At 40.8% G+C, this 15,430-nt stretch carries 13 protein-coding genes and 1 pseudogene; 7 read left to right on the top strand and 7 right to left on the bottom strand.

What is annotated here, in order from left to right:
• Positions 1–540: 540 nt before the first annotated feature.
• From PSH48_RS19130 to PSH48_RS19120, 3 genes are all read right to left on the bottom strand, one after another.
• Positions 541–882 (bottom strand): hypothetical protein, encoded by a 342-nt coding sequence (locus PSH48_RS19130; RefSeq protein WP_273612135.1) that lies wholly within the window; start codon positions 880–882, stop codon positions 541–543.
• 208 nt (positions 883–1,090) lie between these two features.
• Positions 1,091–1,441, bottom strand: a complete 351-nt coding sequence (locus PSH48_RS19125; protein ID WP_138578931.1) for a hypothetical protein — start codon at positions 1,439–1,441, stop codon at positions 1,091–1,093.
• Positions 1,441–2,460 (bottom strand): hypothetical protein, encoded by a 1,020-nt coding sequence (locus PSH48_RS19120; RefSeq protein WP_273612134.1) that lies wholly within the window; start codon positions 2,458–2,460, stop codon positions 1,441–1,443. The genes PSH48_RS19125 and PSH48_RS19120 overlap by 1 nt, the downstream gene beginning before the upstream one ends.
• Before the next feature lie 508 nt (positions 2,461–2,968).
• On the opposite strand from PSH48_RS19120, the gene PSH48_RS19115 reads away from it, so the two are divergent.
• The 5 genes and pseudogenes from PSH48_RS19115 to PSH48_RS19095 all read left to right on the top strand — a co-directional run bounded on the left by PSH48_RS19115 (position 2,969) and on the right by PSH48_RS19095 (position 6,966).
• Positions 2,969–3,442 carry a hypothetical protein gene (locus PSH48_RS19115; protein ID WP_273612133.1) on the top strand — a complete coding sequence of 158 codons (474 nt, stop codon included), beginning with the start codon at positions 2,969–2,971 and terminating at the stop codon, positions 3,440–3,442.
• Between the two features lie 2 nt (positions 3,443–3,444).
• Complete coding sequence (locus PSH48_RS19110) at positions 3,445–4,581, top strand: DUF1570 domain-containing protein (RefSeq protein WP_273612132.1); 1,137 nt, start codon at positions 3,445–3,447, stop codon at positions 4,579–4,581.
• Positions 4,582–4,810: 229 nt separating this feature from the next.
• On the top strand, positions 4,811–5,110 hold the full coding sequence (locus tag PSH48_RS19105) for a helix-turn-helix domain-containing protein (protein WP_004589614.1): 300 nt from the start codon (positions 4,811–4,813) through the stop codon (positions 5,108–5,110).
• Positions 5,100–5,240 (top strand): annotated as a pseudogene (locus PSH48_RS19100) (type II toxin-antitoxin system HipA family toxin); the annotation flags it as partial. The gene PSH48_RS19105 and the pseudogene PSH48_RS19100, both read left to right, overlap by 11 nt.
• 1,162 nt (positions 5,241–6,402) lie before the next feature.
• Entirely contained in the window at positions 6,403–6,966 is a 564-nt protein-coding gene (locus PSH48_RS19095) for a hypothetical protein (protein ID WP_273612131.1), read from the top strand.
• A 323-nt stretch (positions 6,967–7,289) separates the two neighbouring features.
• Here PSH48_RS19095 and PSH48_RS19090 read toward each other — a convergent pair whose 3' ends face one another.
• Both PSH48_RS19090 and dgt read right to left on the bottom strand, forming a co-directional pair.
• Positions 7,290–8,963 (bottom strand): cell surface protein, encoded by a 1,674-nt coding sequence (locus PSH48_RS19090; protein WP_273612130.1) that lies wholly within the window; start codon positions 8,961–8,963, stop codon positions 7,290–7,292.
• 163 nt (positions 8,964–9,126) lie between these two features.
• Positions 9,127–10,593, bottom strand: coding sequence for a dGTPase (dgt, locus tag PSH48_RS19085; RefSeq protein ID WP_273612129.1), 1,467 nt, complete (start codon positions 10,591–10,593; stop codon positions 9,127–9,129).
• A 191-nt stretch (positions 10,594–10,784) separates the two neighbouring features.
• Between dgt and PSH48_RS19080 the strand changes: the two genes are divergently transcribed.
• On the top strand, positions 10,785–12,008 hold the full coding sequence (locus PSH48_RS19080) for an alkaline phosphatase family protein (RefSeq protein ID WP_273612128.1): 1,224 nt from the start codon (positions 10,785–10,787) through the stop codon (positions 12,006–12,008).
• 136 nt (positions 12,009–12,144) lie between these two features.
• On the opposite strand, the gene PSH48_RS19075 is transcribed toward PSH48_RS19080, so the two are convergent.
• Positions 12,145–12,888 carry a zinc-dependent metalloprotease family protein gene (locus PSH48_RS19075; RefSeq protein ID WP_004589607.1) on the bottom strand — a complete coding sequence of 248 codons (744 nt, stop codon included), beginning with the start codon at positions 12,886–12,888 and terminating at the stop codon, positions 12,145–12,147.
• Positions 12,889–12,948: 60 nt separating this feature from the next.
• Positions 12,949–13,665, bottom strand: a complete 717-nt coding sequence (locus PSH48_RS19070; protein ID WP_273612127.1) for a hypothetical protein — start codon at positions 13,663–13,665, stop codon at positions 12,949–12,951.
• Between the two features lie 377 nt (positions 13,666–14,042).
• On the opposite strand from PSH48_RS19070, the gene PSH48_RS19065 reads away from it, so the two are divergent.
• On the top strand, positions 14,043–15,200 hold the full coding sequence (locus PSH48_RS19065) for a benzoate/H(+) symporter BenE family transporter (RefSeq protein ID WP_273612126.1): 1,158 nt from the start codon (positions 14,043–14,045) through the stop codon (positions 15,198–15,200).
• Positions 15,201–15,430 lie beyond the last annotated feature (230 nt).

Genomic DNA, 15,430 nt, shown 5'->3' with positions numbered 1-15,430 from the left:
TTCGCGCCTACTGCAAATTTTAAGGCTGTAGCTCAAATACTTCCCCCTTCGACTTCGCCTGCAAACACATAATTAATGAGTAATTACCTCGCATGGCGGAATTTTGTTCCCGACAAATTCCAAGTACCTAAATCCCTTTAGGCAATGCGAGTAAAGCGATGCTTGCACATGGGTGAAAAACGTAGTTTTGAACGAGAGGGTAGGGAAACCCGAACTGGGCAGCGTACAGGGATGTGAAAGTTGTGCGCTCATCGCGTTTACGTTCATATTAATTTTGTGTTTGAAGATAAGTGAAGTTGCGGGGCGTCGAAGGGTTCCAAGGGGCGTTTGGCGCTATGACCCCTTGGTTGCCGTCGCCAACGCGATATTTATTAATTGTTTGTATTATTTCAAGAGCTTAGCTTTTCGCGCGAGCAAGCTGGGCGCCTACAACGAATCATCAACCCTGAGTAAATAGCTGTGTTTATATCTTGTAGACGCAAAACTTGTTGGCGTTTAAGAGGTGCGTTTAATACATTATGGGTATGCATTAATAGGTAACTAGCCAGAAAAATAAGAAACAATACACAGACACAGTATCATCCCTGTAACTGAAATTAAGTGGATCATGCCTATTGTTTTATCAACGGGACGTGCATATTTGGCAACAAAACGACCATCAAACATCGGAGTTGGAATGCGGGAGCGTTCAAAAAACATCGCAAATACATAAAATGAAACACTAGCGCCAATACCTTCATCCCAATTTGGGGGAAGTACACCATCCTTTTCCATATTTTTATTAATATGTTTAACAGAAATTCTTGAAAACAATATGCCAGAGGCAAAAGTACCTATCATAAAGATGATAAGAGAATACCCCGCAAAATGCGCTGCGGGCATCTAAAATACCCCTTCAAATATAGGTTTTCTGTCGTATATGTTTTTAGAGGTTTGTTTCATAAATTTCCTCATTTCATTACTCGCAGCAAAACCGACATATAGTCCTACACCTAACGCAATAACCCACCCATCGCCGTGGGGTTCCAAGGGGCGATATCCGTCCCTTGATTGCCATCGCCAATGCGACATGTATAAGTAATTTGTCGGCCTAGTAAAAAAAAGCCTCTAAAATCATCATAGAAAATAGACTCAACAAAAAGCCTGTAGTAGAAATAAGGTGCAAAAAAGCTAAAAACTTGTCTATTGGTCTTGCATACTTTGCAACATGGCTACCATCAAATAGTGGAGTTGGTTTTCGTGCCCTTTTAAAAAAAATAGCCATAGCGTAAAATGGCGCGCTTGCACCGATTCCTTTATCCCAGCTTGGGGAGCTTATTCCATCTAGTATCATTTTATTATCAATGTATTTAATTGAAACTCGCGGGAATAAAACAGCCATTATCATAAGATAAAAAAAGAAAAAGATAGTGCTGTATAATAGTATTTCTAGTATGGGCATTAGAAAAGTTCTTTTGTTAGAGGTTGTCTATCATATAAATTCTCAGTAATCTTTTTTGCTTTTTCATTAACATATAAGCTAGCTCCAAAACCAACAAGTAAGCCTATTCCTACAGCTACGACCCAACCGTAAGGAGTTAGCATTAAAATTGTCGATAAGGCTGTTGTTGTAGCTGTAGCAGTATAAATTCCCGCTAAAGTTGAAACTCCAAAACCAGCCATTTCAGCTGATATACTTCTATGCCAGTCACCACCATTTTTATAATCACTATAAACAGAAACTCCTCGCACAACAGCATCGAAGGCAATCATCCCATAACCTAGCCAACGAGCATTATTTTCGAGGCGTTTTATTTTGTTTAATTCAGCAGTACTATTTATATCAAGTTTAGATGAATGTCTGGCACTTTTGGCTATATGAACACCACGGTCAGGGTTAGACCAAACAGTACCTCTTCGACTTGCACGGTTAGTATTCATAAAACGCTGTAATTCAGCTTGGTATTTAACTTGCAGGTCTTTAAATATAGCAAGTGCTTTTTGCTCTAAAGCAAGCATGTGGTATTTAGGCATACCTGATTTATGTGCGGCTCGAATGTCTTTTAAAGATGCTTCATATTTACCCGCCAAAGCAACAAATTTTGAACTGCGAGCTTCTATTGATGTGGCACCTGAACCAACAATAGCATGTGTGTTACTTTCTAAAAATGGTATCACTTGAGCTTGAAAGTCAGAAATTGCAAGCAAGGTTTCACTCCCAAAATCACGTAACATACCTGCAATATTTCTTTTTGATTGAGCTGGTAGTAGCGAAAATTGTCTGAGTATATTTTTTTGTTCTGAGGTAGGGTTATCTGAGAGTTGAGAATATTCTTTGCGCCAGATATATGGTGTACCAGAAGTTATTACTTCATTTTTTATATGGCTGTTGTCCTTTGAAAAAACGTCTTTTTTGTCTGTTTTGCATTGAACTGCTTTTTTTGTAATTGGATCAAAACAAATAACTATATCTATCGCCATGGTAATTCCTTTTACTTTAATGGGTACGACACCATAATAAATCGCATATATTTTTTAGTCAAATATCTCCAACGTTTTTATTAACAACAAATTTGAAGGCGGCTGCAGAGATAACTCCTATTATGTCCACGCCCGAAATTGATTAATGATAATTAATTTACAGCAGAGCTTATTTTTAAAAAGAAGGCCATTTGATAGTCATGGCTAAAGCGGTAAAAGAAGCTTTAAAAAAAGAGCGTGATCAAACTTCGCGCCTACATCGAGTGTTAAAAGAAAAGCTTGATGTAACCTTGTAAACGCGCATTGCTTTTGTTTAAAAGCTGCGCTTCTAACGTGAGCAAGGTCGTCTACAAGAAAAATTAAACATCGACCATTTAACTTGAGCCAACTCTGCGGCTAATTTCTCCTAAACCGTAAGTACTAATGAAGCAAAACAAGGGCAATATTTAATGCGCTACCAACCTTAAATAGGTACACTTATTTAAGATGTTATTTAAAGGAGTGAATAATGATTAAATGGATTTTAGTTTTGCTTAGTTTTATTTCAACGCACTCATATGCAGGCGAGGCCTACATGCAAAGTAAGTGCGAAAGCATAGAAAAGGAGCGTGAATCTATTCGCTCTCAATTTAGGCAGGGTTATAGCATTAAAAAAGGTGAGCGATTAACTGCTCGCGACAAAGTGTTATTTACCCAATTGGCAAAGCACTGTAATAAACTTAAAAAGAGTAATAACTCATACCGCCCGCATGCTACACATTCGGCGAACACCAACTGGTTACTCAATCAAAAGGTATCAAACATGACCTTGCACAGTGCCAGCTATAAAAACAAAGCTAAGCTTGAGGCGTGGTCTAAATTTTATAGATTGCCTAAGCGGTGTCGTAAAAAAGGGATGGAGACAAGCGATTTTGTTTGGTGTAGCGAGTATAGAGTAGCGCAAAAGCAAGTATTTGAGACCCAATGGCAGGGGCGCCCGTAACTATGTTTAATACTAAGCTTCGCATAGTATTTATGTTTGTTGTAATGCTTATTGCCTCAGCGCTTATTGCTAATCATTTTACAGGGCGGGTGTTTAATTATCACGACCCGATAGGTGAAGTTAAGCGTATTTATAACGATTTAAACGTAACTCAGCCAAGTAAGCCTTTAGTTAAAGTACAACCCGTAAACTCTATAAAAACGCCGGCGGGCAGCAGCTCTTTTGTGCCTACGCGTAATCACTTGCCTCAAGCAGATAAAACACAATGTACAGATGTATCATTAGGCGACGTAAAATATAAGCGTAACGGTGATATATACACTTGGACCGACAAGGCGGGTATTGCACATTTTAGCGATACCAAGCCTAGCTTTGCTGTTGCAACGTACGAGAGTAATTTTTCTGAGCCACTGGATTATTTTGACCTTAATTTAAACACGCCAAATTTACCGCCTTCATTTAACCAAAAGCTACAAGTAAAACTCAATACAGTATTTAAGGTGTATGGACAAATTATTGGTGCGCATGCTCTAAAAAAGGTAAAACTAAACTTAACTGTATTACCTAACCGTAGGGCTTATAACGCCGCTATTAGGAACAGTGGCGGCAACCCAGAAAATACAGCAGGAATGTATTTTCATGCAACTAACTCTGCGTTTATTAATTTTAGTGGCGAAAAAAACACCATGAGAACGGCAGTGCACGAAGCAGTGCATGCTATTAATAAAGCAGTTTTAGGGTACACGCCTAGGTGGTTAAATGAAGGGGTTGCTGAGTATTTTGAGTTTACCCATAACAATATGCAAACTGCTATTGTAGAGCCAAATCAAACCTGGGTACGTAATAATAAGCTTACTAAAAACGTGTTTAGACTTAATCGGTTAACCGGGTTAAATAATACGTGGCAAAAAGGCGACAGCAGTATACTTTACGCTAGTAGCTGGGCTGCAATTTATTTTTTAATGGATACCCAATCAGGCAGAGTATTACTTAAAAATATTATGCTGGCAGAGCAGAAAAACCCCTGTAACAAGCTTTCGAAAGATCAATTAAACGCGATGTTATTTAAACAGTTTCCTGCGTTTAATCATGACTATTCAAAATGGTTAAAAACGCCATTTAAGCCACATAATTTTTAGCTTGTTTTGTTAGACGCGCATTGCTTTCGTTTAAAAGCTAGGCTTTTACGGTGTTAATTTATTAAGTTATGAGAAGCTGCGCCTCTAACGTGAGCAAGCTTCGCCCCTAAGGTAAGCTTGAACGCCGCTCCTCGAAGCTCATTACGTCTCTATTTAAATAATATTGCAATCATATTAAATACCGCTAAACTAATCATTAGTTTATTAATGACCGATTAGGTAGTCATTTATGAGATCTGAACAAGCATTAAAGTTGGCGCGTCGCTTGGGTGATTTAATTCGTCAGCATCGTACTTTACTTTATACCCAGAGCACGTTCGCTAAGATGATTGGTGTATCTCGCTCCACGGTACAAAAGCTTGAACAAGGAGAGGTAGTAAAAAGCGATATATTGTTTGAAGCCCTTGTTGTTCTTCAATTGCAAGGCTCATTGCTGGATGAAATTAACGAGCTAGCCGCAGATGTGGGCGGTTATAATGCAAGACAGCGTAAAAGCAATAAGACTCAGGTGATTAACGATGACTTCTGAAGCTTATGTATTTATTGACGGTTTAGAAGACAGCCCCATAATTTGTGGTTTTTTTAAGTTAAATACACAAACTGGCCGAGGTGAGTTTAATTATGGTAAAAGTTACCTTGCGCGCTCTGATGCGTTTGCGCCCCTTGGTTGCCAACGCCAACGCGACATAGGGAACTAAAAATACAGAGCGCGAGCAAGCTTCGCGCCTACATCGAGTGCTAACAGCAAATCTTGAAGTAACCTTGTAGACGCGCATTGCTTTCGTTTAAAAGCAGGGCTTTTACGGTGTTAATTTATTAAGTAATGAGAAGCTGCATTTCTAACGTGAGCAAGCTCAACGTCTTGTATCTACAAGCGCGATATAAAATCGCGCCTACGCACCACATCCACGTCAGCGTAAAATTTAACTTTGTAGGCGCGCATTGGTTCTGTTCAAAAGTGATTATGTCACCAGTGATAAGTGACCAATTAACCCCCGTATTTTCTCTGTGTAGCGCTAAGCGCCTCTGTGCCCTCGGTGGTGAAAAACAAGTTAAGCCAATTATTCACAAAGAGGTTAAGAGACGCTGCGCTTTTAGAGCTAGAGCATAAGTGATTTAATAAATGATCACATAAGTAAGAATTCGCTCTACAAAACAGTATTTTAATTTAGTGGTAGACGCGCATTGGTTCTGTTCAAAAGTGATTATGTCACCACCGAGAAGAGCAGGAGAAGTGACTTACTTATTCCTGTGTTTTCTCCGTGTAGGCGAAGCGCCTCTGTGCCCTTTGTGGTGCAATTAACTAGTAGCAGCGGCTTTATATGCCGCGAAAAATTTCATACCAAACGTGAGGTACGCTCCTGTCATTTTGTGCGAGCAAGTTTCGCGCCTACATGTTAGTGCCTTTCTTTATGTAATCTTTGCATCTTTTAGCAAATTAAAGCTGCTGTGTGCGGTTTTAATTATGCGGTTATTTACTTTGGGTAATTTTATTTAAGTTTTAGTAACAATAAACGCAAACTTTTTGCTTGGGGTGTGGTCATAAAAAGAGTTGCTTTTTACAGTTTGTTACAAATAAATAACGTACTGCTTGGTTGCAAAATGAGCGTGTAGCTATTGCCAGCATTATAATGTGGCGCGCTGAGCTTACCAGTGGTTCATTAAATATTAACATTGATAAAATTGTTCTTTTAATTTGCACTGTCTAGTATTAAAGATTGACAGTACACACCCAAACAAAACATAATATTAACATTGGCTACACTTAAAAAGCATTTCACTTAATTGTATTGCGTAAATTGGTTGAAGGAGGGAAGTATTATGAACAAATTACTCATTGCATGCGCTATCACTGCTGCAACTTTGTACGTGTTTAAAAACGATTTGACCGCCTTGGCTCAAAATAATCTACCCAACTCAATAACTAACACCACGGCTGTGCAGCCTGCTCAACCTCTGGTGGTAGATATACAAGCAATGCAAAGTAGCCACGATGTAACTAATAAAGAAGGTACTGCACTTACCGAGCAAATAGTGATTACTCCCCAAGAGGTAGGTGAATACTCTGAACTAGAAGGCGCTGCTCAAATTCAGAGTACGCTTGATTTAGCGCAGTCAGAGCAAGTGTTTTTAGATAAAGTGCAAAGCAGCTTTGCTGAAAAGTCGCTATTTTTATACAGCTTTGAGTGTAAGCAAAACGATTGTAATGCAGGTATTGTGGCAACCGACGGCCAACCTAAACACGAAGACATAGCCGGCGTGTTAGCGCATTTGTCGGCGTCTGAAGAGTTTGCTAATCACTCTGTGCAATTAGCGGGTGTGGCGGTTAATAACGATGGTATTTTACAATACGATTTAAATATTAAAAACATGCCCCCCGAATAATACTAAGCGTAATAATAGTTAATTACTTTAAGCCGCCAAACTTGGCGCTAGCTGTGTTACAAATACAAAGATGCTAAAAGTACAGCAATGTACAACTAGTTAGTTTTAACAACTAAACAAGGCATTTTTAGCAATAAAACGTTTTCCCATTCTTAAAATAATTAAGCGAACTAATACAACTCTATACTTTTAAACGACAAAGCGGCCTTGTGGCCGCTTTTTTGTGCTGGTAATTGAGTAATAGCAATTTTATCTTTAAATAGCGTATTTGCTGCGTTAAAAATTGTTTGTTTAGAGCAATAATATCAAGCTTATTTGCTCGGCTATTCTTTTGTTTGCATGTTTTTAGCGCGTTCTTCAGCCTCTATTAAGGCTTGTGATTTAGGCGCTTTCTTTTTTTCCTCAATCACGGGCTTTTTATCTGAGTTTGGGTCCCAGCTTTCATCTAGCGAAAGGTTTGCAAATGGGTTGCTAGAATCACTTTGCTTGGGCGTACTTTCAGGCTCTGGTTGCGCTGGCTTTTCTTGAGCTGGCTGTGGTTGGTGAGCTGTTGATATTGGCGCATCTAACGTGGGTTCGTTATTTGGTTTTGCTGAAACTGTAGCTTGTGCAGGCTCTTTACTTGGTTTTAAAGGGGCATCTGGATTGTAGGTACGAATTTCGGGCTCTTTAAAGTCGTGTTCGCTATTTAACGTGGTTTGATCAAGCTCACTGTTTTTATCGGCTGTATGCAGATGCGCGTTGGTATTAGGCTCATTGATAGGGTTACTAGGCGCAGCCGGTTCGTTTATAAGAGTAGACTCTTGTGGTTTTACTTCTTCAATGGGCTCTGCTTTTGGCTGTTCTACTGCGGCGGCTTTGTGCTTACGCGTGCGCTTAACCGAAGGTGCGTCTGGGTTAAACTCTCTTACCTCGGGCTCTGCAAAGCCTTTTGCATTTTGAATACGCGCTAATGTATTTTTTGCGGCGGCTTCAAACTCTGCGGTGTTTGGCTCTGGCGCTACTTTTTTAGGTTCAGGTGCTGGTGCATCTTCTTCTGGTTTAGCTTGTTCTGGCTCAGCCTCTGCGGCTTGCGTATCGGCAGGCAGTGGCTCGTTAATTGCCTCGTTTTTTGGTGCATTAGAGCTTGCAGGCTCTGGCACGCTCGAGGCCGAAACCGGTGGCACAACTGGTTTTGAAAGTTCATCACTTGGGGCTGGAGCCGTTTTGGATGGTGCTGCTTGCTCTGCGCTTATGTTGTTATTTTTTGGGGCTGTAGCCGGTGGAGCAACAGGCGGCTCGGGCTTATTTTGTTTAGCGCGGCGTAGACGTATAACCACCATGGCGCCAATTAATACCACAATAAGCAGTAGCAAACTTGGTAACAATAATGAACTTGGTGGCTCTGCAACTGGCGCAGGTATAAGTACAGGTGCGGGTTTGGGCGTTGTATTAACCGTTGGCTGCTCTTTTTTAGGCTCTATTTTAGGCGCTGCTTTTGGGGCTGTTTCAGTGGCCACCGGCTGCGCTTGGCTAGTGGTAGGTATTAACTCGCTGCTATTAGGCGCAAGTTCACCCTTAGGTGTGCTTGGCGCATCCTTTACTGTATTAATTGGCGCAGTCTCTGGCTCGTTAGTTTCTGAGCTTTGCTGGCTTATTTGATTTGTAGGCTGAGAGCTTGTAGTTGCTTTGCTTGCGCTTTGTTTTATAGCTTTTTCGGCCGCAGTTATTTGCTCAAGCAGTTGTTGTTCTTGCTCGGGGGTAAGGGCAAGTGGTTGTGGCTCTTGTTCAACAACTGGCGGCTCTACTGGTTTTGGTTTTGTTTGTACTTGCTTGGGTTTATTACAGTTTCTTTTAAAATCGCGTGCGGCGCTGCGGTATTTAGCACTGGCTTTATTATTACTGTACTGCTGCATTTCTTGCTTAATTAAAATACACATGGCTTCGTTATAGGCAGCACTTTGGTTGCTGTAAAATAAAGCAAAGCAAAAAATAAGTTGAGAGAGTCTAATAATCATAAAACACGGCGCTTAAGTATCAATAGTCTGATTTTAAGCGCAAAATTAAAATATATCTAGGCACTAAGGGCGTGTTGACCTTTGTGGATTGAAAATTTGTTCAATCTAAGGGGGTTAAATCGCGGCGTTAGGTTTTTAAAAACCATCCAACAGCACGCCCTCGTTAGTCAATCACCATTAGGCTGCGGTACTCGTCGTAGGCAAATTGGTCGGTCATGCCACTTATGTAATCTTGAATTAGCCTACAACGGTAGTAAAACTCGTAAGCGGCAAAGTGGTCGGGCTCTTCTTGCATGGCATCTATGGCGTGCTGATAACTATTTAAGTGCTTTTTAGAGAGCTTTTTAACCAAACGCGATTCGATTAATAATCGTGAGTCGCCATTTAATGCGCGTTTAAAATCGTCGCTGTTAAGTTGTAGCAGTGGTTTATAACAATCGAGCAGGCCGTTAATTATGCGATAGCCTTGTAGTTCGAGTTTTTCTACCTCTTTGTGAGAAAACACATGCTTAAGTGCCACCTGTTTAAGGGTTTTAGTAACGGCGTGTAGGTGGCTGTTATCTTCTAATAGGGCTTGGTTAAAGTCGCCGTGGTAAATAGGCTCAATGTGCTCTATAAAACGCTTGGCGGCGTGGTTTACAAGCGGGTGAAGTAAGGCCACGCGTAGGTAAATAAAAAATTCGCTATTAAAGTTGTAAGGCTGCGCGTTGGCGCGCTCTAGTGCGTAATCTACTGCTTTATTTACAAAATTTAGGTGTTCGGTGTCGTCAATGGTTAGGTTTATAAGGGCTTTTTTATATTCACTTTTTAGCTGCTGACAAAGTAGCTCGGTGGTTATTATGTCTTTTTCTACGGCGTCTTCTATGTCGGCTAAGCAATAGGATATATCGTCGGCGGCTTCCATAATGTAACTTGCCGGATGGCGGCAGTATGGCTCTATAACCAGCTCGTTTTGCAATGCCTCTACAAAGGTTTTTTCGCTGTAGTAGTAACCTACTTTTTTCATTAAGTAGTTTTTATTTTGCGGTATGTCTTTTGGGTTTAACCCCGCGGGGCGGGTGTACTTTAAAATGCCCGCGCTTTGGCAATAAGTTAAGTTTAACCCCAGTAGCGAATGTATTATGCGTATGCCTTGGGCGTTGCCTTCAAAATTACAAATATCGTGCGCTAGGTGCTTAAAAATAACCCCTATACCGGTATTTTGCTCTTGGCAGCGCGCTGGTGTAACACTTGCTAAATTGTTATTAAACCAGTGATTTATGGCAGCTTCGCCAAAATGTCCAAAGGGTGGGTTGCCTATATCGTGCATTAGGCAGGCCATTTCTACTAGGCTTTCTAGTGGGCGCTCTAGCCCTTTTAAGCCAAACTCGGTTTGTTGCTCAAAGCTTAAATTTGCAAAAATACGCTGTACTATAAAACGGCCAACTTGCTGTACTTCTAGTGAGTGAGTTAAGCGCGAGCGCACCGCTGCGTTTCGCTCCAGCGGAAAAACTTGGGTTTTTTGCTGCAACCTACGAATAGCTGCACTGTTAATTATACGACCACGATCGCTTTCCATCGCCATTTGTAAATTTGCAGTCGTGCGATACATGCGCGCTGGGGTTATTTTTTTACTAAAGTCGATAGTCATCGGAGTCCTTGCTTAGTGGTGACGACTGGCAAAGTAAATGCGCGTTGTCATTCGTTTTAAATACTTACTTGTTAATATATACATCTAGACGAGTTCGGTACAGGTGCTTGTATCATTTAAGGCCTGGCAATTGTATTATAAAGCTATATTTTTCAGTATTTAACGCATTTTAATGTAGGCGAGTATTTGTAATGAAGTATGTATTTTTAAAGGCCATGATGTTGGCTCTTTTAGTGTTAACCAGCCAAGCGGCATATGCGGCAAAAGAGCAAACCGTTGTACTTATATCAATAGATGGCATGCGTTGGGATTATATAGAAAAACACGGCGCGCCTAATTTAAAAGCAATGGCTGCTAAGGGTGTACGCGCGCAAAAGCTAATGCCGGTTTACCCAACAAAAACGTTTCCTAATCATATTTCTATTATTACAGGGTTGCTGCCGGTAAATCATGGCATTGTAGATAATAACTTTTGTGATAAAGCCCGTAAAAACGAATGTTACAGTATGGGTAAAGGCATGCGCGATAGCACGTGGGTAAACGGCATTCCACTTTGGAATTTAGCAAAAATGCAGGGGCTAAAGTCGGCTACTTATTTTTGGCCAGAGTCGGATGCGCGCTTTAATGGTATGACGCCCGACTATTACTTTCATTATTCTAAATACAGTGAGTACCAAGGCCGTGTTGATCAAATAATACAGTGGCTAAGCTTACCTAAAGCGCAGCGCCCACGTTTTGTGGCAAGTTATTTTTCACTTGTTGATAGCATGGGCCACGAGTTTGGCCCAGACGCATCGCAAACTCGCGATGCGGTAAAACAATTAGATGAACTAATGGGCCAATTACAAACCCGTTTGAGCAAGCTAGAGCAAGAGATTAACCTTGTTATTGTATCCGATCACGGTATGGCGCATGTAAACCCAGAGCAAAGTATTGATGTTTCTACATTGCCTAAAAACGATAATTTTATAGTTAAAAATACCGGCCCGCGGTTACTTATTTATGCAAAGCCTGCTGTAACAAGCGAGCAAATTGCAACTTACAAACAACGTTTGCAACAAGCAGCAAACGGGCGTTATACGGTATTAAACGACGAGCAATTAGCTGGGTATCATTATAGTAAGGGCACCCGTGTGGGCGATATTGTTGTGCAAACTAATGCGCCAGCGGTATTTACTAACGAAGGCAAAGCAATGTACTTAGGTACTCATGGCTATGCCTATACCGATAATATGGCGGCTACGTTAATTGCTGTAGGGCCTGCTTTTAAACAAGGGCTAAGCCTTGAAAAGGTAAATAATCTTGATATTTACCCGGTACTTGCCAAAGTAATGGGGCTTAAGCTTTTAAGTAAAGTAGATGGTGACGGTAAAACGTTAATGCCTGCTATAAAACAAAAAATAGTAGTGCATTAATTAGCTGCGCACTTTTAGGCTTTTAGTGACTTAACCTTGAAAGATCAACAAACCTTAAGCCAAATAAAAAAGAGCGCAAATGCGCTCTAAAGGGAAATAATTATAAGTGGGCTATATGCAGCCTGCTTTAAATCACTTACTTAAAGTTAGCAATGCTTGTTTTAGTGTCGGTAACCGTACGAATAGCATACGCTTGGTTAGTTACACCAAAAGCCAAGCCATTTACGCTCCAATTAGGGTTAGAGAAGTAATCGTACTGCGTTGCACTACCGTAAACATGCGGGTAAGCCATTATACTTGCAAATTCGTTTTGTACGCCGTGGCCCATACCATCAACATATACGCCGCCCGATGTATCGCCTTGTTTACGTGAGTGCGCTAGGCCTTGGTTATGACCAAGTTCGTGTACAAACGTAGTGGCACCACAGTCAATAGCAGTAATAGAGTACATACGGTCGCTCATTGAGCTGTATAAATTACCGTTAGTGCCTTGGCCAACCCAAGCTAAACCACACGAGATTAAACCATTACCCGCACTTTGGCCGGTACCAAGTACGGCAACCATGTCGGCTTTCCAGCTAGTGCGTAAACCATCTACGTAGCTGCTGTTAGTTACTGCATCTAACCAATCTTCAGACGGTGTAATTGCGTAATCGCCTAGGTTTTCTGTTCCCGCTAAACGCAGTGTAATGTCTACCCCATTTTGGCTATAAACCTGGTTACTAAAGGCGATCAGCTGGTTTATTTTAGTATTTATGTTACTCGTAGCTGCGGCCGATTGGTCGGTATATAAAATACCAATATCAATCGTTACTGCCTGTGCTGCACTGGTTGCAAATAGCGCGCTGGCAATGGCTGCCGTAGTGATTAGTTTTTTCATTTTTATATTTCCTTACTTATGTAGTGGTTGGAAGTTTTACTGCTGATTGATTTAGTTGGGTTACTGCGTGTTGGGTTGTTCAGTTTTTTTTGGGGCAAACATATCGATGGTTTTATCTGTTTTTGGTGTGGGCGCATCTACATGATGCTCTATGTGGTTTTGGTATAAGTCGCGTTTTGCTGCAATCCAACCATATTTCCCTTTACTTTCAAAAACGTAATTGCCGCTAGGTGCAGTAAATTGCCCATAAATTGCATCGTTTCCTACGGTCATAACCGTGGTGTGTAATTGCCCATCGGCACCAATAACTTGGCCAAATATGCTTTTATCGCCATTACTCGCCTCTGATAACGAGGTGATTTCGGCGCTGTAGGTTTCAACGGTTTGCGGGATTGAAATATCAAACGAGTCGCCAGCTTCAAGGGCGTGTAACGTATTTAGGTCGAACTCTATGTAGGCTTCGTTGTTTAAATCGCTTGGTAGTACGTTGGCGTTGGTAAGTACCTCTTTAGCTTTTTCAGATACCTTGTTTATAGCCTCAAACTGGTTGCTTTGCGCTGGTGTCTCAATGGTTTTAGGTTTTACGTTAACGGGATCTTTACTCATATCTATGGGCTGCGGTGCTTTTTTATTTGCTGCAAATTGAGAGTCAACGGGCACTATATCCACTGCAACAGGCGCCGTTACCTGCTGAGGTTTTTCGGTATTAAATAGCAGCTTATAAATAGCAAATGCAGATAGACCAAGGGCAACAATTATTAAAATAGCGCGTTTCATTTGTTTCTCTTACGGGGTTTTTAGTTAACTAATTGTTACGTTTTATATCATCTAGAGAATTAGATCAAGTTGGTGATGGTAGTATAAAAGTGCTAATTATTTACATTGTAAATGATTGTAAATAAACAATTTACCTATAATGGGTTTGGTTTTTTGAGCTAAAAAGGATGGGTTTTTATAGAGTTTTAGCGGGGTGTAAGCATAAGCGAATAATTGTTTTTGTTTTTAATTTGGCAATGAAAGGTGTGATCTTTATAGGTAAAAAAAATTTTAAAATAATGAATATTTTTCACGCTTAATAGCCTAAACGCTAATTGCAAAGCGTAAATAGGCAACGTATGTTGTGGGCTTAAAAATCTAAAATTAAGAGGGATTTTATGATGTTTTCCGATCAGCTGCTTAATCGAGCAACCGCAGGGTTGGTGGCTGTTATTATTGGTTTTTCAAGTTCTATTGCGCTTATTTATCAAGTTGTTATAACCCTTGGCGGCACGCCCGATTTAGTCGCAAGCTGGCTTTTAATGCTAGGGCTGGTAATGGGCATAACCACTATTGGGTTGTCGTATTATTATAAAGTGCCCGTTTTAATTGCATGGTCTACCACCGGGGCGGCTTTACTTATTTCCAGCGCGCAGGGCTACCAATTAGGCGAAGCCATTGGTGCATTTATGTTTGCCGCTACATTGGTTTTTGTGTCGGGGGTAACCGGTTGGTTTGAAAAAATAATGAACCGCATACCGAGCGAACTTGCCTGTGCCATGCTGGCAGGCGTATTGGTCACCTTTGGTATAGATGTATTTAATTTTATGAATGAGCTACCACTGGTTATAGGCCTAATGGTGCTTATGTATTTTTTAGGAAAACGTTTTTTTGCGCGTTTTGCCATGCTTAGCGTTTTAGTTGCAGGCGTGCTACTGGCGTGGCAAATGGGGCATATTGATACTGGCGCTATTCATTGGAAAATAAGTGAATTTGCATACATAGCGCCGGTGTTTAACTTGCAAGCGTGTATAAGTATTGGCTTACCGCTTTATATAGTAACAATGACCTCACAAAACTTACCGGGTATTGCTGTACTAAAGGCTCATAATTATAAAGCGCCTATCTCGGCTACGCTTAATGTAACTGGTTTTATTAATATTTTAACAGCCCCGTTTGGTACGTACTCTATTAATTTAGCCGCTATTACCGCTGCTATTTGTATGAGCGACGAGGCAGATAAAAGCCCTGATAAACGCTATTGGGCAAGTATTGCCGCAGGCGTATTTTATATTGTTATGGCACTTTGCGCAGCAACGCTTGTTGGTTTAGTGGCAAGTTTACCCCAGGCATTAATTTTAGCCTTAGCGGGTATTGCGTTGTTTGGCACCATTGCTAATAGCTTGCAGCAAGCTTTAAGCTCAGCCCAATACACAGAGGCTGCAATAGTTACGTTTTTGGTAACCGCATCTAATTTAACCATGCTTTCGGTGGGCTCTGCGTTTTGGGGAATAATTGCAGGCGTTTGTACGTTGATGATCACACGTAAAAGTTAAAGAAAAACGTTAACGAATACGTTTAGCAGGTAAAAGCGTTGCTTTTAAAACGCCAGCAAGCTGCGCGTCTACAGGGTAATTTACCTCGGTGTTAATTTTGTCAGTAGATACCATCTCTCATTTTAAGCTTCAAGGTCGTACTTAACTTACTTGGAGCTTAAACGCTTCTTGGTTTTTTATTACACCAAAACATATATGGATGAGCTTTCTCATATTCGCACATACAGCTT

The organism is Pseudoalteromonas sp. Angola-4 (assembly GCF_028599265.1).
Classification (GTDB): Bacteria; Pseudomonadota; Gammaproteobacteria; order Enterobacterales; family Alteromonadaceae; genus Pseudoalteromonas; species Pseudoalteromonas atlantica.
Note: the sequence above shows the minus strand (reverse complement) of the source record. Positions and strands in the feature narration are given on the sequence as shown.